Genomic DNA, 26,301 nt, shown 5'->3' with positions numbered 1-26,301 from the left:
CGGCGGCGGCGATGATCAGGGCGGCGTCGGCGAGGCGGCTGAAGAGGAACCGCTTGCGGGCGGCCAGCACGGCGGCTTGGCGGTCGGCCCGGAACAACAGCAGCCGATTGACGCACAGGCTGGCGGCGATCCAGCACAGGACCAGCTGGCCCAGATTGTCGGACAGAACCAGGCCCTGCAGCAGGCCCAGGGTCAGGCAGAGCTGGCGAATGAACGCGGGCTGGCGCGGATCCCCGGCCAGGTAGTTGCGGCTGTAGACCACGACCACCAGGCCGATGAAGGCCACCAGGCAGGCCAGGGTCGCGCTCAAGGCGTCGATCCGGATCGCCAGGCCCAGGCCCGCCGCGCCGAGCGTCGCCGTCGAGCTCGCGCCCCAAGACAGCGCGGCGGCCAGGCTGGTACCGGCTACGCCGCAAGAGAGCCAGCCGGCGGCGGGCGAGGTGGCCCGGACGGTCAGAACGCGTTCTGGAACGAGGGCGGCGGCGAGATAGGCGAGCGGCGCGACGGCAGCGAGCCAGGCGATCGAGGTCAAGGGTCGTCTCCAGGGCGAAGGCGACCGTCCACATATGCGGGAACGGACGTTATTTGAAATTCATTGTTTGAACGAAATCGTTCGCTTTTATAGAAAAGCGGGATGAGCCAGCTGAACTACAACCACCTGCGCTACTTCTGGGCGGTCGCCCACGAGGGCGGGCTGGCGCGGGCCGCCGAGCGGCTGAACGTCGCCCCGTCGGCTCTGTCGGTTCAGCTGCAGAAGCTGGAGCGGCAGGTCGGGCATCCGCTCTTCGATCGTGTCGGCAAGAGGCTGCGCCTGACCGAGGCGGGACGGGTGGCTCTCGACTACGCCGACACGGTGTTCCGCACCGGCGACGAGCTGCTGAACACGCTGCGGGGCCGTCCCGATCTGGACCGCAAGGTCCTGCGGGTCGGCGCGATCCCGACCCTGTCGCGCAACTTCCAGCTGGAGTTTCTTCGCCCCCTGGTCGGGCGCGACGATGTGGAACTGGTCGTCCGCTCGGGCTCGACGCGCGACCTGCTTCAGGATCTCCAGGCCCAGGTTATCGACGTGGTGCTGGCCAACAGCCCGGCGCCTCGGGACGCGCGCTCGGCCCTCCGCAGTCGCCTGCTCGACGAGGAGCCCGTCGCGATCGTCGGCCGTCCGTCCCACGCGCCGTTCCGATTCCCCGACGACCTCGATGGCGCGCCCATGCTGCTGCCCAGCCTGGACAGCGAGCTTCGCGTCGCCTTCGACCGCCTCACCGACCTGGCGGGCGTGCGGCCGGTGATCATGGCGGAGGTCGACGACATGGCCATGCTTCGGCTGCTGGCGCGCGAACGCCAGGCCTTCGCCCTCGTCCCGCCGATCGTCGTCCGGGACGAGCTGCGGGCCGGCGTGCTGGCGGAACTTCACCGGATCGAGGGCCTGGCCGAGCGCTTCTACGCCATCCTGCAGGAAAGGCGGTTCCCCAACCCGCTGGTGGAGCTTCTCCTGCCGTCGGCCCAGGTCGGCTGATCGGGACCGGAAACCTATTTCGACTCCGCCCGCCTTGCGAGGCGGCCCGGCGCGCATAATCTTGCCGGGCATGGTTGCGCGCGCCTCCCTCCGTTTTTCCGATGGCGACCGGCTGGAGGTCGGCGGCTGGCCGGTCCGCCTGAAGGTCGATGGGCGCGCCCGGCGGATTTCGCTACGCGTCGATCGCAGCCGGTCCGAGATCGTCGCCCTGGCGCCGAATCCCAAACGGCTGAACGAGGCCGTCGCCTTCGCCCAGCAGAAATCCGGTTGGATCGCCCAGCAACTGGCGGCCCTGCCCGAGCGGATGAGCCTGGCGCCCGGCGGGATCCTGCGTTTGAACGACCGGCCCTATCGGCTGGAGGTCGGGCCCGGCCGCGCCCGCATCGACGGCGACCGGATCATCGCCCCCGACGACGCCAATTGGGGCCTGAAGGTCATCCGCCTGGCCAAGCGCGAGGCCCTGACCGTGCTGACCGAGCGCACCGCGGTCCACGCCGCCGCCCTGGGTCGGCCGATGCCGTCGGTGGCGGTGGCCGACCCCAAGGCCCGCTGGGGCTCGTGCCGGCCGGCGACGTTCCGCGCCCCAGCGGCCATCCGCTACAGCTGGCGGCTGATCCTGGCCCCCGCGGCGGTGGCCGATTACGTCGCCGCGCATGAATGCGCCCACCTGGTCGAGGCTAATCACGGGCCCAGGTTCTGGGCCCTGTGCGAACGGCTGGCCGGCGATCCCGCGCCGCACCGGGCCTGGCTGCGCGCCCACGCGGCCGAGCTGCACGCGATCGGCGCTTAGCCACGCGCGCGCGCCGATTTAGGTCCCGAGCTTCGGCGACTTCATCCGTCGCTTGTTGACGTGGTGGCTGGGCGCCTCGGCCTGGATTTCCTCGGGATACTCGCCCTTGAAGTAGAAGCGCTGCCAGGCCTCCTTGGTGGCCTCCGGGTCGCGCTTGAAGATCAGGTTGTTGAACTCGGTCCGCTTCTCGGCCCAGACGTCGTATTGACGGCGCAGCTCGGGGTTGGAGTTCATCGACTTGATCACCGGCTGGAAGGCCTCCATCGGCTTGTCCTGGATCAGCATGATGAAGCAGAAGGTCTCGCCCTTCTCGAACCGCACCGTGCCCGGGCGGGTGAAGATCCAGTTCATCGTGAACGGGAAGGGCAGCCAGTCGGTCTCGACCACGCCCGCCAGCGGCTGGATGCCGTCCTTGATGTGGTTGGGCGGACCCATGGTCATCAGCGACCAGCCCGGCGGCGTGCGGAACAGATAGCCGGTGTGGAAGGTCACGACCCCCCGGGTGAAGTGCGACTTCACGAAGTCGTTGAAGCCCGGATAGGGGTGATCAGGTTGGAACTTGATGCACTCCTGGTGCGCCCCGCCGTCCCAGGTCATCGAGAAGCCGACCGGGCAGAGGATGTCCCAGCCGGTGGTGTTGGCCATGGTCAGCGGCAGGCAGCGATAGGGGTGGCGCTCGGCGAAGCGGTCCATCCAGGCGCGCTGCGGCCGTCCGGGCACGATCTCGGGCGGACGGTTCTCGGTGGGATAGCACTCCAGTTCCATGCCGGTCCTTTGCTGGGTTCCTGCCCTGATTGCGCTCAGGTCTAGCGCTCGCGGCCTCGCCGCGTCTAGTAGAGCCTCATGAAGACCAGAGCCGACCTCTTCGCCTTTTTCGAGGCCCACGGAATTCAGGCCAGCACCCTCGACCACCCGCCGGTGTTCCGGGTCGAGGAGGGGCTGGAGATCAAGAAGGCCCTGCCCGGCGGCCACACCAAGAACCTGTTCCTCAAGGACGCCAAGGGCCAGCTGTGGCTGATCTCGGCCCTGGGCGAGACCGCGATCGACCTGAAGCGGCTGCACCATGTGATCGGCTCGGGCCGGCTGTCGTTTGGTCCCCAGGACATGATGGTCGAGACTTTGGGGGTGACGCCGGGGTCGGTGACGGCCTTCGGACTGATCAACGATACCGAACGACGGGTGCGCTTCATGCTGGACAAGGCCTTGGCCGACAGCGATCCGGTGAACTTCCACCCGCTGGGCAACGACGCCACCACAGCGATCTCCCAGGCGGACTTCCGACGGTTCCTGGCCGCGCTCGGGGTCGAGCCGCTCATCGTCGACTTCGCCGCCATGAGCGTCGTCTAACGCTCGCGCGTCAAGCGAACCGATCATTGCGCCCGGCCGCGCGAAGGACCATCTTGGCGGCTGAAGCGTTCCTCCTGTCCCGAGTATGAGAGACCCGATGTCCCTGATCGGCGAAAAGCCCGCGAGTCCCGCCAAGAGCGAGCACGTCAAGGACGGCACGGACGCCAGCTTCATGGCCGACGTCATCGAGGCCTCGAAGACCCAGCCCGTCATCGTCGACTTCTGGGCGACCTGGTGCGGCCCCTGCCGCCAGCTGACCCCCACGCTGGAAAAGGTGGTCGGCGCGGCCAAGGGCGCGGTCAAGCTGGTCAAGATCGATGTCGACGCCAATCCGGGCCTCGCCGGCCAGCTGCGCGTGCAGTCGATCCCCACGGTCTACGCCTTCGTGGACGGCCGTCCGGTCGACGCGTTCCAGGGCGCCTTGCCCGAAAGCCAGGTCAAGGCTTTCGTCGAACGCCTGACCGGACCCGCCGGCCCCACCGCCCTGGACGACCTGATCGCCCTGGGCAAGGAGTCGCTGGAGATCGGCGACATCGGCGGCGCGGCCCAGGCCTTCGCCCAGGCGCTGCAGACCGATCCGACCAATCTCAAGGCCCTGGGCGGCATGGCGCGCGCCTATCTGGCCGGCGGCGATCTGGAAGGCGCGGCCGAGGTGGTGGCCATGGCCCCCGCCGACGCCAAGGACCCCGATCTCGACGCCGTTCGCGCCGCCCTGACCCTGGCGGAGGAAGCGCCGTCCGAGACGGCCGCCTTCGAAAAGCGTCTGGCCGCCGATCCCGACGATCACGAGGCCCGGCTGGAGCTGGCCAAGGCGCTGGCCGGCGCGGGCCGGCTTGGCGAGGCGGCCGACCACCTCCTGACCATTATCGCGCGCGACCGCGCCTGGAACGACGACGCGGCGCGCAAGCAGTTGCTGACGGTCTTCGAGGCGGCGGGTCCGACCTCGGACGTCGCCAAGCAAGGCCGGCGCAAGCTGTCGGCGATCCTGTTCAGCTAGGGAGTTGCCGATGTCGGCGGCCTACCGAAAGATCGGCGACCTGCCGCTGGTGATCCCGGTCTTTCCCTTGGACGGCGCGTTGCTGCTGCCGGGCGGGCAGCTGCCGCTCAACATCTTCGAGCCGCGCTATCTGAACATGCTGGACGACGCCATGTCCGGCGAGCGGATCATCGGAATGATCCAGACCCGCCCCGGCGGCGACCATCAGCGGCCCAGCCTGGCGCCGGTCGGCTGCGCCGGCCGCGTGACCAGCTTCGCCGAAACCAGCGACGGCCGCTACCTGATCACCCTGACCGGAGTTTGCCGTTTTAAGGCCGGCGACGAATTGCCCACGCGCACGCCCTATCGCCAGATGCGCGTCGACTTCACGCCCTACGAGGCGGATCTGCGCGAGGAGCCGAGCGGCGCGCGCACGGCCGCCGATATCGACCGTCTGCTCATCGCCCTGCGCCGCTATCTGGACCACCGGGGCCTGGCGATCGACTGGGGCGACGCCGAGAGCGCGCCTTCGGACGCCCTGATCAACAGCCTGGCCATGGCCCTGCCGTTCGATCCCCTGGAAAAGCAGGCCCTGCTGGAGGCCGAGACGATCTTCGAGCGCAAGGCGACCCTGACCGCCCTGCTGGAGATCGACGCGGCCGGCGGCGACGATGACGAACCCACTTCGATCCAGTAGTAAGGCGCGATGACTCAAGCCGCTCCCCCTCCCGTCGACGTCGATCCGCGCCTGCTGGAAGTCCTGGTCTGTCCGGTGACGCGCGGTCCGCTGGACTATGACCGCGCCGCCGGCGAACTGATCAGCCGCGCCGCAAAGCTGGCCTATCCGATCCGCGACGGCGTGCCGATCATGCTGCCGGAAGAGGCGCGGGCGCTGGCTGAATAGCCATTGAAGATGCTCCCCCGCGATCTGGGGGAGACAACCTTACAGAGCCTGGCCGCGCAGCAGCTTGGGCAGGTCGCCGACCCCGCCCCCGGCTTCGTGCATGAAGAACCGCCGGGCCGGCGCGATGCGGTTGACCACCGCCAGTCCGGCGGACCGCGCCGCCCGCAGCAGCGGGTTGTCGTTCGAGAATATCCGCACGAAGGCGTCGAAAGCGAGGGCGTTGCTGACCGTGTCGAAGCGCCGCCAGCGCGCGTAGCGCTCCAGCACCGCCTCGCCGCCGATGTCCTCGCCGCAGCGGATGGCCTCGACCAGGACCTCGGCCAGCGCCGCGGCGTCCTTGAGGCCCAGGTTCAGGCCCTGTCCGGCGATCGGATGCACGCCGTGGGCGGCGTCGCCGATCAAGGCCAGGCGCGGGGCGACCATGCGCTCGGCCAGCAGCAGCGACAGCGGATAGACGAAGGTCGGCCCCACCACCTCGACCTTGCCCAGGAAGTCGCCGAAGCGGCGCATCAGGTGGGCGTGGAAAACCTCGGGCGCGGCGTGACGCAGAGCCTCGCCGCGCGCGGTGCTCTCGGTCCAGACCAGGCTGGCGCGCTGCTCGGTCAGGGGCAGGATGGCGAAGGGGCCGCTGGGCAGGAAATATTCGTGGGCGACGCCCTCGTGCGGGCGCTCCAGCTTGACCGTGCAGACCACGCCGCTCTGGCCATAGCCCCAGCCGATATGGCCGATGCCGGCCGCTTGGCGCAGGACCGAGCCGCGCCCCTCGGCGCTGACGGCCAGCGGCGCGGTCAGGGCGCGACCGTCGGACAGGATCAGCCGCGCCGCGCCGGGCGTGATCTCCAGGTTCTTGGCGGCCATCGGGGCGATGACCGGTATGTCCTTTTCGATCACCGCCTTGGAAAGGGCGGCGCGGATCTGGCGGTTCTCGATCAGATAGCCCAGGGGCTCGCCATCGATGCGGCCCGAGATTTCGCTGGAGTCGAACCGCAGGAAGGCCGGCGAGGCCAGCCCCGCCGCCGCGCCGGGCGTGCGGCCGTCGGTGACCAGGATCTGCTCGATGCGCTGAGCGTGGGGCGCCAGGGCCTCGCCGGCCCCGATCGCGCGCCACTGGCGGAACGAGGAATAGGCGATGGCCGAGCTGCGTCCGTCGAAGCTCGGCGCCAACTGGGCGTCGAACGGCTGTGGATCGACCAGCAGCGGCTTCAGACCGCCGGAGGCGAGAGCCAGGGCCAGGGTCGCGCCGGCCATGCCGGCGCCGGCGATGATCACATCCGCATCATGGTCGCGCATGGCCGCGATATGGGGCTCGCTTCCCCGCCCTGTCCAGAGCCCGAGGCTACTTATGGCTTTCGGCGTAGGGGGCCTTCGCCTCGCTCTTGATCAGGCCGCGCGTGGCGTCGCCCACGCCGACCAGCACGAACTGCACCGCCAGGGCGCAGAGGATCAGGCCCAGCACGCGGACCACGATGCTCATGCCGATGCGGCCCAGCACCTTGCTGATCAGCGGCGCGGCCCAGAAGGCGGCGACGACCACCGCCGAGCAGGCGGCGATCACCGCCACGCCGATCCCCGCGCCCGCCAGGCCCAGGCTCTTGGCCTCGGCGGCATAGATGATCACGGTCGAGATCGCGCCCGGGCCGATCAGCAGCGGCATGGCGAACGGCACGATCAGGCGTTCGAAACGCTTGCGGGCATAGGCGCGCGGCGACTGGTTCTCCGCGCTCTCGGCGGCGTCGGCGAACATGGTGGTGAAGTCGTCGCGCACCATGTCCAGGCCCAGGATGAACAGGATGATGCCCCCGGCGATCCGGAACGCCTGCATCGAGATGCCGAAGAAGGCCAGCAGCCCCACGCCGGTGAAATAGAAGAAGATCAGGAAGGCCGTCATGAACAGGCCGATATACAGCGCCACCATCCGCCGTCCGGCCGGCGCCGCGCCCAGGGTGGCGGCGGCGAACAGCGGCACGTTGCCGATCGGATCGATCAGCGCGAACAGCGCGACGAAGAAGTTGACGGCGAGTTTGGCCTCGGTCATTCGACGTCCTTACCTTTCAGATCGCGCCCAAGCTTGCCCTTCCTAGGGCGACTGATGGCGCGCGCCAACCCCCGGGGACCAGACCATGACCGCCGACCCGCGCCTGATCGTGCCGCTCGACCTGCCGACCGTCGACGAAGCCCGCGACATGGTCGAGCGTCTGGGCGACGCGGTGTCGTTCTACAAGATCGGCCTGGAACTGCTGGCCAGCGACGGCATGACCCTGGCGCGCGAACTGAAGACCAGCGGCAAGTCGATCTTCCTGGACTGGAAGCTGCATGACATCGGCGCCACGGTCGAGCGCTCGGCCCGGGTGCTGGCCCAGAGCGGCTGCGACCTGCTGACCGTCCACGCCGAGCCCCAGGTGATGAAGGCCGCGGTTCAGGCGCGCGGCGCGTCGTCCCTGAAGATCCTGGCGGTGACCGTGCTGACCAGCCTGACCGACGCCGACCTGATCGAGATGGGCTACGCCTTCGGAGCCCGGGACCTCGTGGAGCGCCGCGTGCGCCAGGCGCTGGAGTGCGGCGTCGATGGCATCGTCTCGTCGCCCCACGAGGCGGCCCTGGCCCGCGAGATCGCCACGGCGGCCGGCCGTCCGGACTTCCTGATCGTCACCCCGGGCGTTCGCCCCTTCTGGGCGGCCAAGAACGACCAGGCTCGCGCCGCCACGCCCGAGGCCGCCCTTCGCGCCGGCGCCAGCCATCTGGTCTGCGGCCGCCCGATCACGGCGGCCAACGACCCCCGCGAGGCGGCGCTGAAGGTCGCGGCGGAGATGGCGGGGGTTTGAGGCTTGAACGTCCTCTTCGTCTGCAGCCAGAACAAGCTCCGCAGCCCGACCGCGGAGCAGGTGTTCGCCAACTGGCCGGGCGTCGAGGTTAGCTCGGCGGGCCTCGACGATGGCTGCGGCAATCCGGTGACGCCAGAAGCGCTTGAATGGGCCGACCTAGTGCTGGTCATGGAGCAGGCGCACCGCAAGAAGCTCTCCCGTCGCTTCAAGCCGCACCTGAAAAGCGCGCGTGTGGCCGTGCTCGGCATTCCCGACGACTACGAATTCATGGATCCGGACTTGGTGCGGATACTGGAGGCGAAGGTCCCGCCGTTCCTGCGTCGGTAGTCCAACGCCTCGCGCGGCGTGGGTCTACTTCACCACCATCGCCACGCCGCGCGCCCGAGGATCGGCCTCGGGAACCGGCTTGCCGTCGATCACCTGGATCGCCTCGATGTCGCCGATGCCGGGGTACTCGACGAGGCGATAGCCCGAACGCTCCAGGGCGCTCTTCGTCTCGGGCGCCGGCGGGGCGAAGCGTTCGGTGAAGATCGTGTTCTCGGGCAGCAGTTGATGGTGGAAGCGCATCTGTTTTTGCGCGTCCTTCAGGGACAGGTTGAAGTCGTAGACATCGGCCAGGACCTGGAACACCGAGGTGAAGATGGTCGAGCCGCCGGGGGTGCCGATCACCATGGCCGCCCGGCCGTTCTTGGTCAGGATCGTCGGGGTCATCGAGGACAGCGGCCGCTTGCCCGGGCCGATGGCGTTGGCGCTGCCGCCCACCACCCCGAACATGTTGGGCGCGCCGGGCTTGGCCGAGAAATCGTCCATCTCGTCGTTGAGCAGGAAGCCGGCGCCCTCGACCACCACGCCCGAGCCGAACCAGCCGTTCAGGGTGTAAGTGTTGGAGACCGCGTTGCCCCACTTGTCGACGATCGAGAAGTGGGTGGTCTGCGGCTTCTCCAGGCCCGGCTGAACCGCCTTGGTCGGCGAAGGCTTGTCCGGGTCGATCTCCTTGGCGCGCCTGGCGACATAGGCCGGGTCGATCAGGTTCGAGACCGGGACCTTCACGAAGTCGGGGTCGCCCAGATATTCGGCGCGGTCGGCGAAGACGCGCTTTTCGATCTCCGAGACCAGATGGACATAGGGCGCGCCGTTCAGGGCCTTGCCCTTGAAGAGCGGCGCGGCGTCCTGCTTCATCAGGAGCATCTGCATCAGCGCGATCCCGCCCGAGCTGGGCGGCGGGGCGGTGATCACCCGATATCCGCGCCAGTCGGCGGTCACCGGCGCGCGCCAGACGGCCTTGTAGTTCGCCAGGTCGCTCTTGGTGATCAGGCCCTTTTGGGCGCCGCGCCCCATCTGGGCGACGATCAGGTCCGCGGTCTCGCCTTCGTAGAACGCCTTGTCGCCGCCCTTGGCGATGCGCTCCAGGACCGCCGCCAGCGCCGGCTGCCGGAAGATCGTCCCGGCCTTCATCGGACCAAAGTGGGCGCGGAAGTTGGTGGCCGAGAAACGCGCGGGAACTTCGTTGTCCAGCATCCCCGCGAACTGCGCGTTGACCTCGAATCCGTCGCGCGCGTAGCGGATGGCCGGGGCCAGGACCCGCGTCCAGGGCAGCTTGCCGAACCGCTTGTGGGCCATGGCCATGCCGCGCACCGTGCCGGGCGTGGCGACCGCCAGATTGCCGAACAGCGACAGGCCCGGGACCGGCTCCCCGTCCTTGCCCAGATACATGTCGGCCGAGGCCGCCGCCGGCGCGGTCTCGCGATAGTCCAGGAAGTAGGGCTTGCCGCCGACATACAGGGTCATGAACCCGCCGCCGCCCAGATTGCCGGCCTCGGGATAGGTGACCGCCAGGGCGAAGGCCGTGGCCACCGCCGCGTCCACCGCGTTGCCGCCCGCCTTCAGGATCTCCCGCGCCGCCAGGGCTCCGAACCGGTCGGGCGCGGCCACGGCGCCGGCGGAAAGGGCGCGGGTCGAGACCGCCGAGGCTTTGGGCGCCGCCTCGGCGGCCGGCGTGGTCAGCAGCAGGGCGACCGCGGCGGTCGCGACAACACGGGTAAGCAGGCGCAAGATGGAGCCTCCAAGGCGGGCGGTCACGTTATCCGCGAAAGCCCGCCGGCTCCAAGGCCTTGAGCATATCACGCTCTAAACATTTGATTTGGAGCCTTTTTGAGGCCTGAGATCGATTCCGATTTCAGGCTAAAGGCTCTAGACGGCGTCCTCCAGCGAGAACCGATCCGCGCCCTCGTCATAGGAGAAGGCCTCGGCGTAGCGGCTCCAGTTGGTCACCGCCCGCAGGGTCTGGTCGGCGTAGTCGGAGGACATGAAGTCCTCCAGCTCGTCTCGGAAGCGGCTGGCTGGCGCCATGTGGCTGGGGCGATCGTCCAGCACGCGGCGCACATGGGCCGCCAGCGGAACGTGGGCCAGCAGTTGCTGGGCGAAGATCGACTTGCGCGCGTCGACGTCGGCCTCGGCGTAGCGGCGGGCCGTCGGGGTCAGCACCAGGTCGCCCTCGCGCATCTCGGCCAAGCGCAGCAGTTGCAGGGTCTCGGCGATCGGGAATAGCTCGTCGGCCTCGTACTGCAGGTCCTGCGCCAGATCCGACATCGGCGCGCGGCCGTCGAACGGGTCGGCGTGCACCGTCTCGATCAGGCCGGCCATGACGTTGGTCGAGACGCGCGGCAGCACCATGCCCAGGCCCATGCCGGGGAAGACGCCGTCGCGGGCGGCCGGCGCCTGGTCGGGCCGGGTCATCTGGGCGTAGATCCGCTCGACCAGATCGCGGAAGGCCGGGTCCTGGCGGTTGCGCGGCTGGGGCAGGTCGACCTTGATCGTCGACACCACGCGGCCCGGATTGGACGAGAACACCAGGATGCGGTCGCACATCAGCACCGCCTCCTCGATGTTGTGAGTGACCATCAGGATCGACTTGATCGGCATCCGGCCTTCGCTCCAGAGGTCGAGAAGGTCGGTCCGCAGGGTCTCGGCGGTCAGCACGTCGAGGGCCGAGAACGGCTCGTCCATCAGCAGGATCGACGGATCGACCACCAGGGCGCGGGCCAGGCCGACGCGCTGGCGCATCCCGCCCGAAAGCTCCTTGGGATAGGCATTCTCGAAGCCGTCGAGACCGATCAGGTCGATGGCGGCCAGGGCGCGCTTGCGGCGCTGGTCCGGCCGAACGCCCTTGGCCTCCAGCCCGACCTCAACGTTCTGCAGCACGGTCAGCCACGGAAACAGCGCGAAGCTCTGGAACACCATGCTGACGGTGGTCGGACCCTCGGGGCGGGGCGGGAAGACGATCTGGCCGGCGGTCGGCTTGATCAGGCCAGCGATCGAGCGCAGCAGGGTCGACTTGCCCGAGCCCGAGCGGCCCAGCAGGCCAACGATCTCGTTCTCGTTCAGGGTCAGGTCGACATTGTCGAGCACCAGCAGATTGGCGCCCTCGGCCTTGCCGTAGAGATGGCGGACGGCCTTGGCTTCGACGAGGGGGGCTTGGACGGGGGTCATGCAGGTCATGGGAAAGCTCTCCCTTAAGCCAGGCGGAGACGGCGTTCGGCGTAGCGGTACATCGGCCGCCACAGCGTGCGATTGAAGGCGATGACGAAGACGGACATGACCGCCACGCCCAGGGCGACGCGGGCGCTGTCGCCGGCGGCCGTGGCCTTGGCGATGTAGCTGCCCAGGCCGGCGGCCTCGAGGTGCTCGTGACCCCAGCTCACGGCTTCGGCCACGATGCTGGCGTTCCACGATCCGCCCGAGGCGGTCAGGGCGCCGGTCACGTAGTAGGGGAAGATCCCCGGGATCGCGACCTGCCGCCACCACTGCCAGCCCTTGAGGCCGAACATGCCGGCGGCTTCCTTGAGGTCGCTGGGAATGGCGCTGGCCCCGGCGATGACGTTGAACAGGATGTACCACTGGGTGCCGAACACCATCAGCGGCGAGAGCCAGATGTTGGGGTTCAGGCGCAGGGCGACGATCGTCGCCACCGCGAACGGGAACATCACATTGGCCGGGAAGGCCGCCAGGAACTGGGCGATCGGCTGCAGGCGTTCGGCCCAGGCCGGGCGCAGGCCGATCCAGACGCCGATCGGCACCCAGATCAGGCTGGCCAGGGCGATCAGCACGACCACCCGCAGCAGGGTCGCCAGGCCCAGCAGCGACACCTCGCCGACGTCGCCGAAGGTCAGGCGGGCGCTGAGGAACGACCAGAGCAGCCAGACGCCGCCGGCCAGGGTGACGGCGACCAACGTCAGCCACAGCAGGTCCATCACCCGGCCCAGGGCGGGATGCGGCTTGGGCAGGCGCACCGCCGGCAGCCGGACGGGCGGCAGGGCGGCGGTCGCGCGCGACAGGCCCGTCAGCGGCTTGGCCAGGGTCTGGCTCAGCGACCGGGTCCAGGCCGCCCGACGCAGCAGGTCATAGAGCCACGAGGCGGGACGCTGCTGGCTGGCGGTCTGCTCGAAGCGGAATTTGTCGGCCCAGGCCACGACCGGGCGGAAGACCAGTTGGTCGTAAAGCACGATGATCACGGCCATCGCCCCGACGCCGACCGCCACGGCCTTCATGTCCTGACGGGCGATGGCGACCGACAGCCACGACCCGATGCCGGGCAGGGTGACGGTCGTGTCGCCGACGGTGATGGCCTCTGACGCCACGACGAAGAACCAGCCGCCGGACATCGACATCATCACGTTCCACACCAGGCTGGGCGTGGCGAACGGCAGCTCCAGCCGGGTGAAGCGCCGCCAGGGCGAGAAGCCGAACTGGCGGCTGACCTCGTCCAGGTCGGCCGGGATGGTGCGCAGAGACTGGTAGAAGCTGAAGGCCATGTTCCAGGCCTGGCTGGTGAAGATGGCGAAGATCGCCGCGCACTCCACGCCCAGCTGGCGGCCCGGGAACAGCCCCATGAAGAAGGTGACCGTGAAGGTCAGGAAGCCCAGCACCGGCACCGACTGCAGGATGTCCAGCGCCGGCACGATCAGGAGCTCGGCCTTGCGGCTCTTGGCGGCCAGGGTGGCGACCGTGAACGTGAAGATCAGCGAGGCGCCCAGGGCCAGGAACATGCGCAGCGTCGTGCGCAGGGCGTATTCGGGCAGGCGGGCCGGATCCAGCGTCACCGGCGTGGCGTGCAGGGCCGCCAGCGGCTGGCTCATGTCCTCCGCGCCGCGCACCACCAGGACGGCGCAGGCGGCCAGCAGCAGGAACGCGACCAGATCCGCCCACTTGGGGACGGTCCCGGTGTTCAGAAACCGCGCGATCGGGCGCGTGGCCTTGAGGTCTCCGGAGAGGAAAACCATGGGGCTTCACCTTGTGACTATGGCCGCGACCGGCCGCCAGCAAGGAGCCCTCTAAACCCCTAGCGTGACGCCTTTCGCGGCGTGATGGATCGACTGATACTGTCGCTGGGCATGGGGTTTTGGGTTTCCGTTGGGCGCGCTCCGCCGCGTCGCGGCCTTGAGCGCGGCGGCGAAATGCGCCTGTCGAACGCGGTTGTCAAGCTGGTCTAACGGTGAGCGGCGAAACGCCGCCGGATCGGGCGCGCGCGGCTCAGAAATCGACCGCGACGCCCTTCTTTTCCCAGTCGCCGAAGCGGGTCGGCTCGGGACCGTCGCGACCGCCCTGCTCGGTCGGCAGGTCAAGCGCCTGTTGGGCGGCGCGGCGGGCGGCGGCTTCCTCCAGCGCGCGGCGGGCGGCGGGGGACAATTCCTTGTCGGGCGCCGCGCCGGGCGGCAGGTCGGAAGGCTCGGACATGGCGGGATTCTAGCATTTTCCGTCCCGCGCGCCTCGCGATTTTTCCGAGAAGACGCTTGCGCTCGCCCTGGCCTTTGAGGCACGGCGAGGAGGTGACTCAAGAACTCAACGACGGTCTCCCCGCCCGGGAGGCCGCTCTGAACCTTATCGAGGCGGCGCTTTCGCGTCGCGGCGGCATCGACGATGCCACGTCGGCCAACGGCTTCCGGTTCCTGGAACCGCGCGAGCGCGCGTTCGCCCGCGCCCTGGCCATGGCCGTGCTGCGCCATCTTGGACCCATAGATCGCGCCCTGTCGGCCCGTCTGCAGAAGGCGCCGCCGGATCGGGTGATGCACCTGCTGCGCCTGGGCGCGGCCCAGGCCTTCCACCTGGATGTCCCGGCCTTCGCCGCCGTGGCCACCTCGGTGGAGCTGGCCGGCGCGCACAAGACCAGCCGTCCGTTCAAGGGTCTGGTCAACGCGGTGCTGCGCGGCCTGCTGCGCGACGGCGAGCCGGCCGACGATCCGTCCCTTTCGGCGCCCCCCTGGCTCTATTCGCGTTGGATCGCCGCGTTCGGCGAGGCCACGGCCCGCGAGATCGCCGCCCAGATCGCCCTGGAGCCCGCCACCGACCTCTCGCTGAAGCCGGGCGCGGATGTCTCCGCCCTCGCCGAAGCCCTTGAGGCCGAGACGCTCGACGGCGGCTCGCTGCGCCTGCGCCGCAAGGGCGACGTGGCCGGCTGGCCGGGCTTCGAGGACGGGAGCTGGTGGGTGCAGGACGCCGCCGCCGCCATCCCCGCGCGCTTGCTCGGCGTCAAGCCGGGCGACGCGGTGCTGGACCTCTGCGCCGCGCCTGGCGGCAAGACCCTACAGCTGGCCGCCGCCGGCGCCGACGTCGTGGCCCTGGACCGTTCGGCCGCGCGGCTCAAGCGCTTGGAAGAGAACCTGGTCCGCACGGGCCTCTCGGCCGAGACGGTCGTCGCCGACGCGGCGATCTGGGACGACGCGCGGACCTTCGACGCCATCCTGCTGGACGCGCCGTGCAGCGCCACCGGCACCTTCCGCCGCCATCCGGACGTGCTGTGGGCCGCCCGGCCCGGCGACGTGGCCAGCCTCGCGGCCGTCCAGGCCCGCATCCTCGACGCCGCCGCCGACCGCCTCAAGCCTGGCGCTCGCCTGGTCTATTGCGTCTGTTCGCTGGAGCCCGAGGAGGGCGAGGCCCAGGTCGAGGCGTTCCTGGCCCGCCGCCAGGACATGGCTCTGGATCGGATCGCGGCCGGCGAGGGCGGGGCGCCCGCCGCCAGCCTGACCGCCCGGGGAACCCTACGCCTGCTGCCGCACCAGCGCGACGGGGGCCAGGACGGCTTCTTCGCCGCGCGATTCCGCAAGCTCTAAGGGCTGACAGAGCGGCGCGACGCGGTTATCCCAGACCCATGACCGCGCCGATCATCGCCCCCTCCATCCTCGCCTCCGACTTCGCTAAGCTGGGCGAGGAAGTCGCCGCCATCGAGGCGGCCGGCGCCGACTGGGTGCACGTCGACGTGATGGACGGCCATTTCGTGCCCAACATCACGCTCGGCCCCGACATCGTCAAAGCCATTCGGCCGCACGCGAAGATCCCGTTCGACGTGCACCTGATGATCAGCCCGGCCGACCCCTATCTGGAGGCGTTCCGCGCCGCCGGGGCCGACATCATCAGCATCCACCCCGAGGCTGGGCCGCATCTGCATCGCAGCCTCAAGCGCATCCGCGAGCTGGGCGCCAAGGCCGGGGTGGTGTTCAACCCCTCGACGGGCGTCGACCACGTGGAGTGGATCCTGGAGGACGTCGACCTGCTGCTGGTCATGTCGGTCAATCCCGGCTTCGGCGGCCAGAGCTTCATCCCCGGCCAGCTGCGCAAGGTCGAAGCGCTGCGCAAGCTGGTCGACAAGGCCGGCCTTCCGATCGTCATCGAGGTCGACGGCGGCGTCACGCCGGTCACCGCGCCGCAATGCGTGGCCGCGGGAGCCACCGCCCTGGTCGCCGGTTCGGCGGTGTTCAAGGGTGGTCCCGGCGCCTATGCCGACAACATCCGCGCGTTGAAGGGCGGCTGATCCCCCGCCATGGCCGTCAAGCGTCCCGCCAACGGCTTGAAATTTCCCGCGCCCTTCTTGGCGTCAAGAAGGCGCGGCGGCGTCCTGTGGAAGGCCGTCGGGGCCGAGGTCGCCAGCCATGTCGAGCGCGAGTGGTTCGGCTCCGGTCCCCATCGCCTGATCCTGGCCTTTCCGCGTCCGGAGGGCCTGGCCGCGCGCCCGCACGATCCGCGCCCGACCGATCCCGCCCGGGGCCTGAAGATCCTGTCCGGAACCCTGGCTCTGGACGGCGGGACCGTGCGGATCGGCGCGGACGGCGACCCGTTCGACACCGCCAGCCCGTCGCGCCGTTTCGCCGTCGCCCTGCACCGCTTCGACTGGCTGCCCGACCTGATCGCCGCCGGCCCGGACGGCGCGCGCCGGGCCTTGCGCCTGATCGACGACTGGCGACGGGTGTTCGGCAAGTGGAACGCCTTTTCGTGGTCGGCCGAGTGTCTGGAGCGACGGGTCTTCCACCTGGCTTGCGCGGCCAAGTCCCTGGCCCAGGAAGGCAGCGACGCCGAGATCGCCGATCTCCTGATGGACCTCGCCCGCCAGGGTCGCCACCTGATCGAGATCGCCAAGTCCCCCGAGCGCGTGCTGGAGCGCGCCGTCGTCGCCGCCCTGGCCGGCTGCGTCCTGGCCGGCAAGCCCGGGGAGCGGCTGATCGACAAGGGGCTGAAGGTCGTCGCCCGCCATATCGATCTTATGGTGCTGCCCGACGGCGGTCACGCCACCCGGTCGCCCGAAGCGGGCGTGGAGTTGCTGTTCGACCTGCTGACCCTGGACGACGCCCTGGGCCAGCGCGGCCGGCCGAGCCCCGAGGCCCTGTCGCGCGCGATCGACCGCCTGTCGACGGCCGCGCGATTCTTCACCCTGGGCGATGGTCATCTGGCCGCCTTCCATGGGGGCGAGGCGATCGAGCAACGGCGCATCGCCGCCGCCCTGGCCCATGACGACGCCGGCCCGCGTCCGCTGAACGTCGCCCCGCACAGCGGCTATCACAAGATGGTCGGCGGCAGCCTGGAGGTCATCGCCGACGCCGGCCGCCCGCCGCTGGGGCCGTTGAGCGTCGCGGCCTGCGCCCAGCCGGCCGCCGTCGAGATCGTCTGCGCCAAGGATCGCCTGATCACCAGCTGCGGCTGGAGCCCCGAGGCCGCCGGCGCCCACGCCTTCCGACTGTCCGACGCGGCCTCCACCGTCTCGGTCGGCGACGGCTCGGCCGGGCGGCCGCTGTCGGGCTTTCGCGCGCGGACGCTGGGCCCGTGGCTGGTCGACGGCGCGACCAAGGTCGAGGCCAAGCGCCACGATGACGTCGGCGGCGTCTGGCTGGACATCGTCCACGACGGCTGGCGCCATCTGGGCCTCACCCACGCCCGCCGGCTGTTTCTCGACGCGGTCAATGACGAACTGCGCGGCGAGGACAGTCTGGTCCCCTTGGCCGCCGACCCGGGCGCGGCTCAAGGTCCCCGCCGCTATCTCCCCTTCGCCGTGCGCTTCCACCTTCACCCCGAGGCCCGCGCATCGATCGCCCGCGATGGCCGGAGCGTGCTGATCCGAGGGCCCAACAATATCGGCTGGTGGCTGCGCAACGACGCCGTCGATGTCGAGATCGCCCCGTCGGCCCACTTCGACCACGGCCTGGCGCGCAAGGCCGGCCAGATCGTGCTGAAGAGCCAGGCCAGACCCGAGGTCGGGGCCAAGATCCGCTGGAAGCTGACCCGGGCGGAGGGGTAGGCGGCGGAGGCCAAGCGACGGCGCCGCGGCGAAACTCGATCCGTTTTCAGACGAAAGCCGTTTCATCCTGTCCTGAAAGCGCCTAGGTAAGCCTCAACCTGAGCATAACCTTCCCAGGGACGAGACCGATGGACGACGCGGGCGCCAGCTTGCAGGCGACGATGACGGGGATGGGCCGGACGGCTCGCGAGGGCGCGCGCGCGCTCCGCCTCGCCACGCCAGAGCAGCGCACCGCCGCCATCCAGGCCATGGCCGCCGCGATCCGCGAGGACGCCGCCGCTATCCTGGCCGCCAACGCCCAGGACCTGGCCCGGGCCGGCGCCAACGGCCTGACCGCTCCGATGCGCGAGCGGCTGCTGCTCGACGCGGCGCGGCTGGAGGGTGTCGCCGCGGGCGTGGAGGCCGTCGCGGCCATTCCCGACCCTCTTGGCGTGTCCACCGCCCGCTGGACCCGGCCCAACGGCCTGGACATCAGCCGCGTGCGCACGCCGATCGGCGTGATCGCCATGATCTACGAGAGCCGTCCCAACGTGACGGCCGACGCCGCAGCGCTGTGCGTGCGCTCGGGTAACGCGGTGATCCTGCGCGGCGGTTCGGAGTGCATCCATTCCAACCTCGCGATCCACGCGGCGATCGCGCGGGGCCTGGAGGCCGCCGGCCTACCCGCCGCCGCCGTCCAGATCGTCAGGACGCCCGACCGGGCCGCCGTCGGCATGATCCTGGCGGGGCTGGACAAGGCGATCGACCTGATCATCCCGCGCGGCGGCAAGAGTCTGGTCGCCCGCGTCCAGGCCGAGGCCCGCGCCCCGGTGCTAGGCCACTTGGAAGGCCTGAACCACGTCTTCGTCCATGCCGGCGCCGACGTCAGGAAGGCTGTCGACATCGTGCTGAACGCCAAGATGCGCCGCGTGTCGGTGTGCGGCGCGGCCGAGACCCTGCTGATCGACAAGGCCGCCGCCGAGCGCCTGCTGCCGCCGATCGCCGACGCCCTGATCCAGGCCGGCTGCGAGCTGCGCGGCGACGCCGCCGCCCGGGCCATCGAGCCCGACATGAAGAAGGCCAGCCCCGAGGACTGGGTCACCGAATATCTGGCGCCGATCCTGGCCGTCGCGGTGGTCGACGGCGTCGAGGGCGCGGCCAGGCACATCGCCGCCCATGGCTCGGGTCACACCGACGCGATCGTCACCGAGGATGCGAGCGCGGCGGACGCCTTCGTGGCGGCGGTCGACAGCGCCATCGTGCTGGTCAACGCCTCGACCCAGTTCGCCGACGGCGGCGAGTTCGGCTTCGGGGCCGAGATCGGCATCGCCACCGACAAGCTACATGCCCGCGGCCCGGTTGGGGCCGAGCAACTGACGACGTTCAAATATGTGGTTCGCGGGACCGGCCAGACTCGTCCCTGAGGCCGGCCGGCCCCAAGCGCAGCGCCTCGGCTTCCACTTGGAGCCGGGGATGCGCGTGGGCCTGTTCGGCGGCAGCTTCAACCCGGCGCACGAGGGGCACGCCCACGTGGCCGAAACGGCCATGCGCCGTCTGGAGCTGGACCGCGTGATCTGGCTGGTCTCTCCGCAGAACCCGCTGAAGTCCTCGCACGAGACCCGGCCCCTGGCCGAGCGGGTGGCCGGCGCCCGCCGCTGGGCGCGCGGTTCGGGCATGATCGTCTCCGACGCCGAGACGCGGATGGGCTCGCGATACACGATCGACACGCTGCGCGTGCTGCGGGCCCGCCATCCCGGCGTGAAGTTCGTCTGGGTCATGGGCGCCGACAGCCTGGCCACCTTCCACCGCTGGCGCGGCTGGACCCAGATCATGCGCGAGGTGCCCGTGGCGGTGATCTCGCGTCCCTGGATCGCCCTGAAGGCCCGCACGGCGCCGGCCGCCCGACGCTTCGCCTTCGCCCGCTGGCCGGCCAGCGCCGCCGCCCGCTTGCCGGACGCCACCGCTCCGGCCTGGGTCTATCTGACGGGGCCGCTGAACTTCGCCTCCTCGACGGCGATGCGCGCGCGACAGAAGGGCGGCTGACGGCGTTTGTCCATCACCCCTCACGTTTCGCGCAATTCCATGCTATGGAAGATATCCACAGCGACCCCATAAGGAGCAATCCGCTGCGTAGCGACCCCGCGCATAGTGCGCACGAAGGCCCGGCCGGCGCCGAGTCCTCGACTGAATCTCATGGCCAGAGTCCGGCCTTCGACATCAAGGCGCTGGAGCGCCTGATCCTGGAGCGTCTCGACGACGACAAGGCCCAGGACATCGTCCACATCGACCTGACGGACAAGAGCTCGGTCGCCGACAGCCTGATCGTGGCGTCGGGCCGTTCGCACCGTCACGTCGGCGCCTTGGCCGACCACATCCTGCGGGCCCTGAAGGACAGCGGCTTCGGCAAGGCGCGGGTCGAAGGCCTGCCGCACTGCGACTGGGTGCTGATCGACGCCGGCGACGTGGTCATCCACCTGTTCCGTCCCGAAGTTCGCAGCTTCTACAACATCGAGAAGATCTGGGCGGTCGACGCCCCGCACCGCACGGCGGCGAACTGATCTTTCGCGCCCCAAACCGCTTGTCCTCGCTTTCGCGGGGATGAGCGGGGTTGGAGGGGCTGTTCCATGAAAATCACCATCCTCACCGTCGGGAAGCTTGGCCGCATGGTCGAGGCGCAACTGGCCCTGGACTACGCGTCCCGCGCCACCGCCTCGGGCCGCGCCCTGGCCCTGGGCCCGGTCGAGATCCTGGAGGTCGAGGCCCGCAAGCCCGGCAAGGCCGCCGAGGCCGAGGTGCTGCGCCCGCACCTGGAGGGCGCCTACGTCATCGCCTGTGACGAGCATGGCAAGGTTCGACCAAGCCGGGCGTTCGCCGAGCATCTGGGACGGCTGCGCGACGATGGCGCGCGTCGCGTGGTCTTTCTGATCGGCGGCGCCGATGGCCTTGATCCCTCGATCCTATCCAGCGGCAACGAGACCATGGCCTTCGGGCCCCAGACCTGGCCCCACGCCCTGGCGCGGGCGATGCTGGCCGAGCAGATCTATCGCGCCGTCACCATCCTGTCGGGCTCGCCCTATCACCGCGATTAGGGCTAGAGCCCTTAGCCTGAAATCGGAATCGATTTCAGGCGTCAAAAAGGCTCTAAATCAAATGTTTAGAGCGTGAGATAAGCGGAAACCGGTTCCCACTTTCAGCCTCACGCTCTAGAGAAACGGCGATGCCTCGCTCGCGACTCGTCATCGCCGCCTGCCTGCTCGCCGTGGCCGTTCCCACGGCCGTGGTCGGCTTGCAGCGCGTCGACAAGGCGGTCCAGAGCCAGGACGCCAAGGACCGCCAGACCGTCGCCGATACGCGCCGCGAGATCGAGGACCTGCGCGCCGAACTGGACCGGCTGGAGCACGCGCGTCTGGCCGCCGGCGTCGATGTCGACGCCAAGCGCGCTCGCCTGGAGGCGCTGAACGCCCGGGAACGCGCGATCCTGGCCGACCTGGGGACCAATCGTCAGCGCCTGTCGCTGCTGCTGTCGGCCCTGCAGCTGTTCCGCCGCGATCCGCCGCCGGCCCTGCTGGTCTCGCCGGGTAGCGCCCGCGACGCGGTGCGGGCCGCGATCCTGATCCGCGCCATGACCCCCGAGCTGCAGAGCCGAGCCGACGCCTACGCCCGCCAGGCGGCCGCCGTCGGGACCTTGCGCCGCGAAGCCGCCGCCGCCTCGGCCGAGCTGTTCACGGCCGAGAGCCAGGTCGCCGACCGCAAGGGCGAGATCGAGCGGCTGATCGTCGAGAAGACGGCGCTGGAGCGCGCCTACGCCCAGGACAGCCTGTCGCGCGAGAGCGAGCTGAAGACCCTGGGCGTGCTGACCGACGGCTTGGGCAAGGTCGAGCCGACCGGGCCGCTGGCCTTGCGGTCGCCGGTCGCCGGGGCCATCGTCCGCCGGTTTGGCCAGGACATGCCGACGGGGGGCAAGTCGCCCGGCCTTTCGATTCGCGCCGACAAGGGTCAGGCCATCGTCGCCCCCGCCGCCGGCACGGTGGAGTACGCCGGCGCCCTGAACGGTTGGGGCGGCGTGGTCATTCTGCGCTCACAGGGCGCCTATCACGTGGTCCTTGCCGGGCTGGATCAAATCTCGGCGTCGCCCGGACAATCTGTCGCGGCGGGGGTTCCGATCGGCAAGATGCCCGATCATGTATCCTCCGATCCGGAGCTCTATATGGAGGTCCGCGAAAACGGCGAACCGGCGGATCCGGAGCGCTGGCTGAAACAGGAGTCGCGGTAGCCGGGTTTTTCGGTAATGCTTGGCCGCAATTATACCTCCGATCCCTGACAGGATTGGACGAAGCTAACAACGGTTGCGGCGCCGCGCGTCGCGTAGGGAGCCTTCTGGGCCTTAATGCGCAAGTACCTGCTCATCGGCGTTTCCGCCTTCGTCCTCGGCGCGGGGGCCATGGCCTATGTCAGCCCCATCGCCCAGGCCAACAACGCGCCCAAGGCCAAGACCTACAAGATGCTCGAACTGTTCGGCGACGTGCTGGGCACGGTCGAGGACCAGTACGTCACCGAGGTCGACGACAAGAAGCTGATCGAGGCGGCGCTGGACGGGATGCTGACCAGCCTCGACCCGCACTCGGGCTATCTGGCGCCCGACGCCTATGAGGACATGCAGGACACCACGCGCGGCGAATATGGCGGCCTCGGCATCGAGGTCACCAGCGAGGACGGCGTAGTCAAGGTCATCTCGCCGATGGACGGCACCCCGGCGGCCCGCGCGGGTATTCAGGCCGGCGACTACATCACGGCCGTCAACGGCCAGAGCGTCCTCGGCCTGACCGTCAACGAGGCGGTCAAGCAGATGCGCGGCGCGCCGGGCGAGGCCGTCACCCTGACGATCGCCCGCGACAAGACCGATCCGTTCGACGTCAAGCTGGTGCGCGAGGTCATCAAGCCCAAGGCCACCATCGCCCGCATGGAAGGCGACTATGGCTATGTCCGTCTGCCCGGGTTCAACGAGAAGGCCACCGAGGCGCTGATCGCGTCGATCAACGACCTGAAGGCCAAGAACCCGCACATGAAGGGTCTGATCTTCGACCTGCGCAACAACCCCGGCGGTCTGCTGGATCAGGCGGTCGGCGTGGCCGATGTATTCCTGGACGGCGGCGAGGTGGTCAGCCAGCGCGGTCGCGACCCGCGCAACATCCAGCGCTACAACGCCAAGCCCGGCGATCTCCTGAACGGCCTGCCGATGGTGGTGCTGATCAACCAGGGCTCGGCGTCGGCCGCCGAAATCGTCGCCGGCGCCCTGCAGGATCGCCACCGCGCCGAACTGGTCGGCATCACCAGCTTCGGCAAGGGCTCGGTGCAGACGGTGATCCCGCTGCGCGGCGGGGCCGACGGCGCCCTTAAGCTGACCACGGCGCGCTACTACACGCCGTCGGGGCGCTCGATCCAGAAGACCGGCATCACGCCGGACCTCGAGGTCGCCCAGACCCGCGACCAGGCCCAGGACATCGCCAACCGCGTCTGGTTCAGCGAGGCCAGCTTCAAGAACGCCCTGAACGCCGACGAGGGCAAGACCCGTCAAGGGGTTCACAACCCCGCCGAGGCGCCGCCCGCCGGATTCGACGACAAGAAGGGCGACTTCCAGCTGCAGCGCGCCATCGCCGTTCTGAAGGCGGGGGGCGTGGCCAATGTGCCCAAGCTGCCCAAGCCCGCCGCCAAGATCGCCGAGGTCACCGCCAAGGCCGCGGCGGCGGCCGGAAAGGGCCCGCCGGTCCAGGAGAAATAGGCGGCCGGAGAGGGTCTCGGCAAAGCCGCCGCGTCGTCGCGCCGCGACGCGACGCCGCTTTGGCCATATCTCGTTAACCATATATTCGAAGCTTGCCGATAGGGTCGTGAGGTCATGGCCGTCACGTTCTCACGCAAGCCCGCCTATGCCGCCGCCACGCCCGCCAAGAGCGGCGGCGGTGACGCGCGCGCCAAGCTGATGACGGCGCTGGCCAATCCTTACATCAGCGCCAGCGGCGCGGCCTGCCTGTTTCTGGCCTCGCTGGCGACCCTGGTGCTGATCACCAGCGATCCTCACGCCGGCTCGCCGGTGATTCGCCTGCCTCTGACCCAGATCGGCGCCACGAAGAACGCGCCCGATGGCTGGCGCGAGGCCCTGACCGCCGAGGGCGCCGAGGAAGCCGCCCTGACGCCCGGCCGGATGGACCTGTCGCGCAACCCGTTCGCGCCCAAGGCGGCCGCCGAGACCGGCGAGCTTCCGCCGGCTGAAACCCAGAATCTTCCGCCAATCCAGCAGGGACCCGGCTTGGCCCAGGCGCCGATCGCGGGCCTGACCGCCCCCGGGCCTGGCGGCGGTCCCCTGCCGATCATCGGCGCCGATGGCCGGACGGCCGCCGAGGCCTATGCCCGGCCGTTCACGCCCAATGGCCGCCCCAAGGTGTCGGTGGTGATCGGCGGCCTGGGTCTCAACGCCCAGACCACCCGCGCGGCGATCGAGACCCTGCCCGGCGAGATCACCCTGTCCTTCGCCCCCTATGCGGAGAACCTGCAAGGCTGGATCGATCTGGCCCGCGCCCACGGCCACGAGGTGCTGCTGGAAACGCCGATGGAGCCGGCCGACTATCCCGCCAACGATCCGGGCCCCTACACCCTGATCGCCGCCAATCGTCCCGACGACACGGTGCGCAAGCTGGAATGGCTGATGTCGCGGGCCACCGGCTATTTCGGCCTGTCGAACTATCTGGGCGCCAAGTTCGTCGAGAACGATCAGGCCATGTCGACGTTCAACGCCGTGCTGAAGTCGCGCGGCCTGGCTTTTATCGACGACGGTCTGGCCTCCCGCCGCGCGGGGCCCGTGCCGCGCGCCTCGGCCGACCGGGTCATCGACGACGAGCTGTCGGCCAGCGCCATCGACGCGCAGCTGCGCGCGCTGGAAGGCGGCGCCGCCGGTCGCGGCCAGTCGCTCGGCTCCGGCTTCGCCTATCCGGTGACGATCAACCAGGTGCGAATCTGGGCCGCCGGCCTGCAGGCGCGCGGCCTGCAGCTGGCTCCGGCCTCGGCGCTGGCGCACCGCTAGAACTCCTGCTCTAAAGCTCGGCATGACCGAGCTCGACTATCTCAAGCACCGCCCGAACGTCGGCGTCGTCCTATTCAACGGCGAGGGGCGCGTCTGGCTGGGGCGCCGCCACAAGCAGCCGCCGCCCTATAACTGGCAGTTCCCGCAAGGCGGCGTCGACGAGGGCGAGGACCTGGAAACCGCCGCTCGCCGCGAGCTGGCCGAGGAAACCGGCGTCACCTCGATCGCGCTTCTGGGCCGCACCGAGGGCTGGCTGACCTACGACTTCCCGCCCGAGGTTCTGGCCGATCCGAAGCATTCGCGAGGCTGGCTTGGTCAGAAACAGGTCTGGTTCGCCTATCGCTTCACCGGAGACGACGCCGAGATCGATCTCGAGGCGGACAAGCACGTCGAGTTCGACGCATGGAAATGGGGCAGGCTCGACGAAACGCCCGAACTGATCGTACCCTTCAAGCGCGGGGTCTACGAAGCCGTGGTCGCCGCGTTCGAGGGGTTCGCGCGCGGCTGATCGCTTCGCCGCCGCGCAGGGGAGTACCGGATGGCGGATACCGTTCTGTTGATCCACGGCTATGGCTGCGCGGGGGACGTCTGGGACCCCATCGCCGCGCGCTTGCGGGCCGAGGGGTTTCGCGTCGAGACGCCGACGATCCGGTCGGCGGTGCGCACCGTCGAGGGGCCGCGCGCCGGCCTCGCCGGCCTGACCTTGGCCGACTATGTCGCCGAGATGAGCGCCTTGGCCCAGACCCTGGCCAAGGAGACGGGCAAGAAGCCTCTGGTCTTTGGCCACTCGATGGGCGGGCTGATCGCCCAGAAGATCGCCGAGGCCGGTCACGCCGCCGGGCTGGTGCTGTTCGCGCCCGCCTCGCCGGCCGACGCGCGCGGCAAGCCAAAGCTTTCGCCGGTCTTCACCTTCCTGAACCTGGCCCTGCAATCCAAGCCCGAGACGCGGGCGGGCAAGATGTGGAAACCGGGCTTCAAGTTCGGCGTCATGAACGCCGTGCCCGCGCCGCGCCATGATGGGCTGTACGCCAAGATGGTTCACGACAGCGGTCAGGTGCTGTCCGACCTGGCCTGGCCTCACAAGGATCCGAACAAGGCCGCCCATGTCGACAGCGCCAAGGTCACCGTGCCGGTGCTGGTGCTGGCCGGCGGCCTGGATCGCACCACGCCGCCCGAGGACGTCCGCCGGGTCGGACAGAAGTACGCGACCGCCGACTATCGCGAATACCCGCAAAACGCCCACTATCTGATAGATGAGCCAAACACGATGAAGATCCTCGACGATGTGATCGCCTGGCTGACGGGCAAGAAACTGACGCCGGCCGCCGAGCCCGCG

27 protein-coding genes and 1 pseudogene are annotated in these 26,301 nt (G+C 69.7%); 20 read left to right on the top strand and 8 right to left on the bottom strand.

Annotation, left to right across the window (positions count from 1 at the left end; translation table 11 throughout):
* Positions 1–532: pseudogene (locus FCU40_RS15675) on the bottom strand (hypothetical protein); the annotation flags it as partial.
* A 102-nt stretch (positions 533–634) separates the two neighbouring features.
* Between FCU40_RS15675 and FCU40_RS15670 the strand changes: the two are divergent.
* Together FCU40_RS15670 and FCU40_RS15665 are read left to right on the top strand one after the other, a co-directional pair.
* Positions 635–1,513 (top strand): LysR family transcriptional regulator, encoded by an 879-nt coding sequence (locus tag FCU40_RS15670; protein ID WP_168076148.1) that lies wholly within the window; start codon positions 635–637, stop codon positions 1,511–1,513.
* A 70-nt stretch (positions 1,514–1,583) separates the two neighbouring features.
* The gene (locus FCU40_RS15665) at positions 1,584–2,303 is read left to right on the top strand and encodes a M48 family metallopeptidase (protein WP_004621802.1); all 720 of its coding nucleotides are present in this window, start codon (positions 1,584–1,586) and stop codon (positions 2,301–2,303) included.
* An 18-nt stretch (positions 2,304–2,321) separates the two neighbouring features.
* On the opposite strand, the gene FCU40_RS15660 is transcribed toward FCU40_RS15665, so the two are convergent.
* Positions 2,322–3,068: a DUF6065 family protein gene (locus FCU40_RS15660; RefSeq protein ID WP_004621799.1), complete on the bottom strand. Its 747-nt coding sequence runs from the start codon at positions 3,066–3,068 to the stop codon at positions 2,322–2,324.
* Between the two features lie 78 nt (positions 3,069–3,146).
* On the opposite strand from FCU40_RS15660, the gene FCU40_RS15655 reads away from it, so the two are divergent.
* The 4 genes from FCU40_RS15655 (at position 3,147) to FCU40_RS15640 (ending at position 5,530) form a co-directional block, all read left to right on the top strand.
* Entirely contained in the window at positions 3,147–3,650 is a 504-nt protein-coding gene (locus tag FCU40_RS15655) for a prolyl-tRNA synthetase associated domain-containing protein (protein ID WP_168076147.1), read from the top strand.
* Between the two features lie 97 nt (positions 3,651–3,747).
* Entirely contained in the window at positions 3,748–4,647 is a 900-nt protein-coding gene (locus FCU40_RS15650; RefSeq protein WP_168076145.1) for a co-chaperone YbbN, read from the top strand.
* 10 nt (positions 4,648–4,657) lie between these two features.
* The gene (locus FCU40_RS15645; RefSeq protein WP_004621793.1) at positions 4,658–5,323 is read left to right on the top strand and encodes an LON peptidase substrate-binding domain-containing protein; all 666 of its coding nucleotides are present in this window, start codon (positions 4,658–4,660) and stop codon (positions 5,321–5,323) included.
* A 9-nt stretch (positions 5,324–5,332) separates the two neighbouring features.
* Complete coding sequence (locus FCU40_RS15640) at positions 5,333–5,530, top strand: Trm112 family protein (protein ID WP_004621792.1); 198 nt, start codon at positions 5,333–5,335, stop codon at positions 5,528–5,530.
* 39 nt (positions 5,531–5,569) lie between these two features.
* Here FCU40_RS15640 and FCU40_RS15635 read toward each other — a convergent pair whose 3' ends face one another.
* Together FCU40_RS15635 and FCU40_RS15630 are read right to left on the bottom strand one after the other, a co-directional pair.
* Positions 5,570–6,820, bottom strand: a complete 1,251-nt coding sequence (locus tag FCU40_RS15635; RefSeq protein WP_168076144.1) for a UbiH/UbiF/VisC/COQ6 family ubiquinone biosynthesis hydroxylase — start codon at positions 6,818–6,820, stop codon at positions 5,570–5,572.
* A gap of 46 nt (positions 6,821–6,866) precedes the next feature.
* Entirely contained in the window at positions 6,867–7,565 is a 699-nt protein-coding gene (locus FCU40_RS15630) for a MarC family protein (protein ID WP_168076142.1), read from the bottom strand.
* Between the two features lie 85 nt (positions 7,566–7,650).
* Here FCU40_RS15630 and pyrF point away from each other — a divergent pair, with 85 nt between their 5' ends.
* Complete coding sequence (gene pyrF, locus FCU40_RS15625; protein WP_004621786.1) at positions 7,651–8,352, top strand: orotidine-5'-phosphate decarboxylase; 702 nt, start codon at positions 7,651–7,653, stop codon at positions 8,350–8,352.
* A 3-nt stretch (positions 8,353–8,355) separates the two neighbouring features.
* Positions 8,356–8,679 (top strand): low molecular weight protein tyrosine phosphatase family protein, encoded by a 324-nt coding sequence (locus FCU40_RS15620; protein WP_168076141.1) that lies wholly within the window; start codon positions 8,356–8,358, stop codon positions 8,677–8,679.
* A 24-nt stretch (positions 8,680–8,703) separates the two neighbouring features.
* Here FCU40_RS15620 and ggt read toward each other — a convergent pair whose 3' ends face one another.
* From ggt to FCU40_RS15600, 4 genes are all read right to left on the bottom strand, one after another.
* Positions 8,704–10,404, bottom strand: a complete 1,701-nt coding sequence (gene ggt / locus FCU40_RS15615; RefSeq protein WP_168076139.1) for a gamma-glutamyltransferase — start codon at positions 10,402–10,404, stop codon at positions 8,704–8,706.
* 138 nt (positions 10,405–10,542) lie between these two features.
* On the bottom strand, positions 10,543–11,850 hold the full coding sequence (locus FCU40_RS15610) for a nitrate/sulfonate/bicarbonate ABC transporter ATP-binding protein (RefSeq protein ID WP_004621779.1): 1,308 nt from the start codon (positions 11,848–11,850) through the stop codon (positions 10,543–10,545).
* Positions 11,851–11,864: 14 nt separating this feature from the next.
* On the bottom strand, positions 11,865–13,631 hold the full coding sequence (locus FCU40_RS15605; RefSeq protein WP_168076137.1) for an ABC transporter permease subunit: 1,767 nt from the start codon (positions 13,629–13,631) through the stop codon (positions 11,865–11,867).
* Positions 13,632–13,881: 250 nt separating this feature from the next.
* Positions 13,882–14,085: a DUF1674 domain-containing protein gene (locus tag FCU40_RS15600; protein WP_168076136.1), complete on the bottom strand. Its 204-nt coding sequence runs from the start codon at positions 14,083–14,085 to the stop codon at positions 13,882–13,884.
* A 92-nt stretch (positions 14,086–14,177) separates the two neighbouring features.
* On the opposite strand from FCU40_RS15600, the gene FCU40_RS15595 reads away from it, so the two are divergent.
* The 12 genes from FCU40_RS15595 to FCU40_RS15540 form a co-directional block, all read left to right on the top strand.
* Positions 14,178–15,458: an RsmB/NOP family class I SAM-dependent RNA methyltransferase gene (locus FCU40_RS15595; RefSeq protein WP_168076135.1), complete on the top strand. Its 1,281-nt coding sequence runs from the start codon at positions 14,178–14,180 to the stop codon at positions 15,456–15,458.
* Positions 15,459–15,496: 38 nt separating this feature from the next.
* A complete protein-coding gene (rpe, locus tag FCU40_RS15590) occupies positions 15,497–16,156 on the top strand; it encodes a ribulose-phosphate 3-epimerase (RefSeq protein WP_168076134.1) in 660 nt (219 codons plus the stop codon).
* 9 nt (positions 16,157–16,165) lie between these two features.
* The gene (locus tag FCU40_RS15585) at positions 16,166–17,911 is read left to right on the top strand and encodes a heparinase II/III family protein (protein WP_168076133.1); all 1,746 of its coding nucleotides are present in this window, start codon (positions 16,166–16,168) and stop codon (positions 17,909–17,911) included.
* Between the two features lie 128 nt (positions 17,912–18,039).
* Positions 18,040–19,314 carry a glutamate-5-semialdehyde dehydrogenase gene (locus FCU40_RS15580; RefSeq protein ID WP_168076132.1) on the top strand — a complete coding sequence of 425 codons (1,275 nt, stop codon included), beginning with the start codon at positions 18,040–18,042 and terminating at the stop codon, positions 19,312–19,314.
* Positions 19,280–19,933 (top strand): nicotinate-nucleotide adenylyltransferase, encoded by a 654-nt coding sequence (locus FCU40_RS15575; RefSeq protein WP_168076131.1) that lies wholly within the window; start codon positions 19,280–19,282, stop codon positions 19,931–19,933. Before FCU40_RS15580 ends, FCU40_RS15575 begins: the two co-directional genes overlap by 35 nt.
* Positions 19,934–20,016: 83 nt before the next feature.
* On the top strand, positions 20,017–20,448 hold the full coding sequence (gene rsfS / locus FCU40_RS15570) for a ribosome silencing factor (RefSeq protein WP_165570632.1): 432 nt from the start codon (positions 20,017–20,019) through the stop codon (positions 20,446–20,448).
* Positions 20,449–20,514: 66 nt separating this feature from the next.
* Positions 20,515–20,979, top strand: coding sequence for a 23S rRNA (pseudouridine(1915)-N(3))-methyltransferase RlmH (gene rlmH / locus FCU40_RS15565; RefSeq protein WP_168076130.1), 465 nt, complete (start codon positions 20,515–20,517; stop codon positions 20,977–20,979).
* A gap of 128 nt (positions 20,980–21,107) precedes the next feature.
* Positions 21,108–22,163, top strand: a complete 1,056-nt coding sequence (locus FCU40_RS15560) for a peptidoglycan DD-metalloendopeptidase family protein (protein ID WP_168076129.1) — start codon at positions 21,108–21,110, stop codon at positions 22,161–22,163.
* Between the two features lie 114 nt (positions 22,164–22,277).
* Entirely contained in the window at positions 22,278–23,669 is a 1,392-nt protein-coding gene (locus FCU40_RS15555; RefSeq protein ID WP_168076128.1) for a S41 family peptidase, read from the top strand.
* Between the two features lie 114 nt (positions 23,670–23,783).
* Positions 23,784–24,965 carry a divergent polysaccharide deacetylase family protein gene (locus FCU40_RS15550; RefSeq protein ID WP_168076126.1) on the top strand — a complete coding sequence of 394 codons (1,182 nt, stop codon included), beginning with the start codon at positions 23,784–23,786 and terminating at the stop codon, positions 24,963–24,965.
* Between the two features lie 22 nt (positions 24,966–24,987).
* Complete coding sequence (locus FCU40_RS15545; RefSeq protein WP_168076124.1) at positions 24,988–25,473, top strand: RNA pyrophosphohydrolase; 486 nt, start codon at positions 24,988–24,990, stop codon at positions 25,471–25,473.
* 30 nt (positions 25,474–25,503) lie between these two features.
* The coding region (locus FCU40_RS15540) for an alpha/beta hydrolase (RefSeq protein ID WP_168076122.1) at positions 25,504–26,301 on the top strand (798 nt) is incomplete at its 3' end.

The organism is Caulobacter sp. SSI4214 (genome assembly GCF_012184455.1).
Lineage (GTDB): Bacteria > Pseudomonadota > Alphaproteobacteria > Caulobacterales > Caulobacteraceae > Caulobacter > Caulobacter vibrioides_E.
This window is presented reverse-complemented; position numbering and strand designations above follow the sequence as displayed.

Coding starts and splice junctions, on each gene's coding strand:
- FCU40_RS15670 (WP_168076148.1), top strand. CDS start 635: ATGAGCCAGCTGAACTACAACCACCTGCGCTACTTCTGGGCGGTCGCC.
- FCU40_RS15665 (WP_004621802.1), top strand. CDS start 1,584: ATGGTTGCGCGCGCCTCCCTCCGTTTTTCCGATGGCGACCGGCTGGAG.
- FCU40_RS15660 (WP_004621799.1), bottom strand. CDS start 3,068: ATGGAACTGGAGTGCTATCCCACCGAGAACCGTCCGCCCGAGATCGTG.
- FCU40_RS15655 (WP_168076147.1), top strand. CDS start 3,147: ATGAAGACCAGAGCCGACCTCTTCGCCTTTTTCGAGGCCCACGGAATT.
- FCU40_RS15650 (WP_168076145.1), top strand. CDS start 3,748: ATGTCCCTGATCGGCGAAAAGCCCGCGAGTCCCGCCAAGAGCGAGCAC.
- FCU40_RS15645 (WP_004621793.1), top strand. CDS start 4,658: ATGTCGGCGGCCTACCGAAAGATCGGCGACCTGCCGCTGGTGATCCCG.
- FCU40_RS15640 (WP_004621792.1), top strand. CDS start 5,333: ATGACTCAAGCCGCTCCCCCTCCCGTCGACGTCGATCCGCGCCTGCTG.
- FCU40_RS15635 (WP_168076144.1), bottom strand. CDS start 6,820: ATGCGCGACCATGATGCGGATGTGATCATCGCCGGCGCCGGCATGGCC.
- FCU40_RS15630 (WP_168076142.1), bottom strand. CDS start 7,565: ATGACCGAGGCCAAACTCGCCGTCAACTTCTTCGTCGCGCTGTTCGCG.
- pyrF (WP_004621786.1), top strand. CDS start 7,651: ATGACCGCCGACCCGCGCCTGATCGTGCCGCTCGACCTGCCGACCGTC.
- FCU40_RS15610 (WP_004621779.1), bottom strand. CDS start 11,850: ATGACCTGCATGACCCCCGTCCAAGCCCCCCTCGTCGAAGCCAAGGCC.
- FCU40_RS15605 (WP_168076137.1), bottom strand. CDS start 13,631: ATGGTTTTCCTCTCCGGAGACCTCAAGGCCACGCGCCCGATCGCGCGG.
- FCU40_RS15600 (WP_168076136.1), bottom strand. CDS start 14,085: ATGTCCGAGCCTTCCGACCTGCCGCCCGGCGCGGCGCCCGACAAGGAA.
- rpe (WP_168076134.1), top strand. CDS start 15,497: ATGACCGCGCCGATCATCGCCCCCTCCATCCTCGCCTCCGACTTCGCT.
- FCU40_RS15585 (WP_168076133.1), top strand. CDS start 16,166: ATGGCCGTCAAGCGTCCCGCCAACGGCTTGAAATTTCCCGCGCCCTTC.
- FCU40_RS15580 (WP_168076132.1), top strand. CDS start 18,040: ATGGACGACGCGGGCGCCAGCTTGCAGGCGACGATGACGGGGATGGGC.
- FCU40_RS15575 (WP_168076131.1), top strand. CDS start 19,280: ATGTGGTTCGCGGGACCGGCCAGACTCGTCCCTGAGGCCGGCCGGCCC.
- rlmH (WP_168076130.1), top strand. CDS start 20,515: ATGAAAATCACCATCCTCACCGTCGGGAAGCTTGGCCGCATGGTCGAG.
- FCU40_RS15560 (WP_168076129.1), top strand. CDS start 21,108: ATGCCTCGCTCGCGACTCGTCATCGCCGCCTGCCTGCTCGCCGTGGCC.
- FCU40_RS15555 (WP_168076128.1), top strand. CDS start 22,278: ATGCGCAAGTACCTGCTCATCGGCGTTTCCGCCTTCGTCCTCGGCGCG.
- FCU40_RS15550 (WP_168076126.1), top strand. CDS start 23,784: ATGGCCGTCACGTTCTCACGCAAGCCCGCCTATGCCGCCGCCACGCCC.
- FCU40_RS15545 (WP_168076124.1), top strand. CDS start 24,988: ATGACCGAGCTCGACTATCTCAAGCACCGCCCGAACGTCGGCGTCGTC.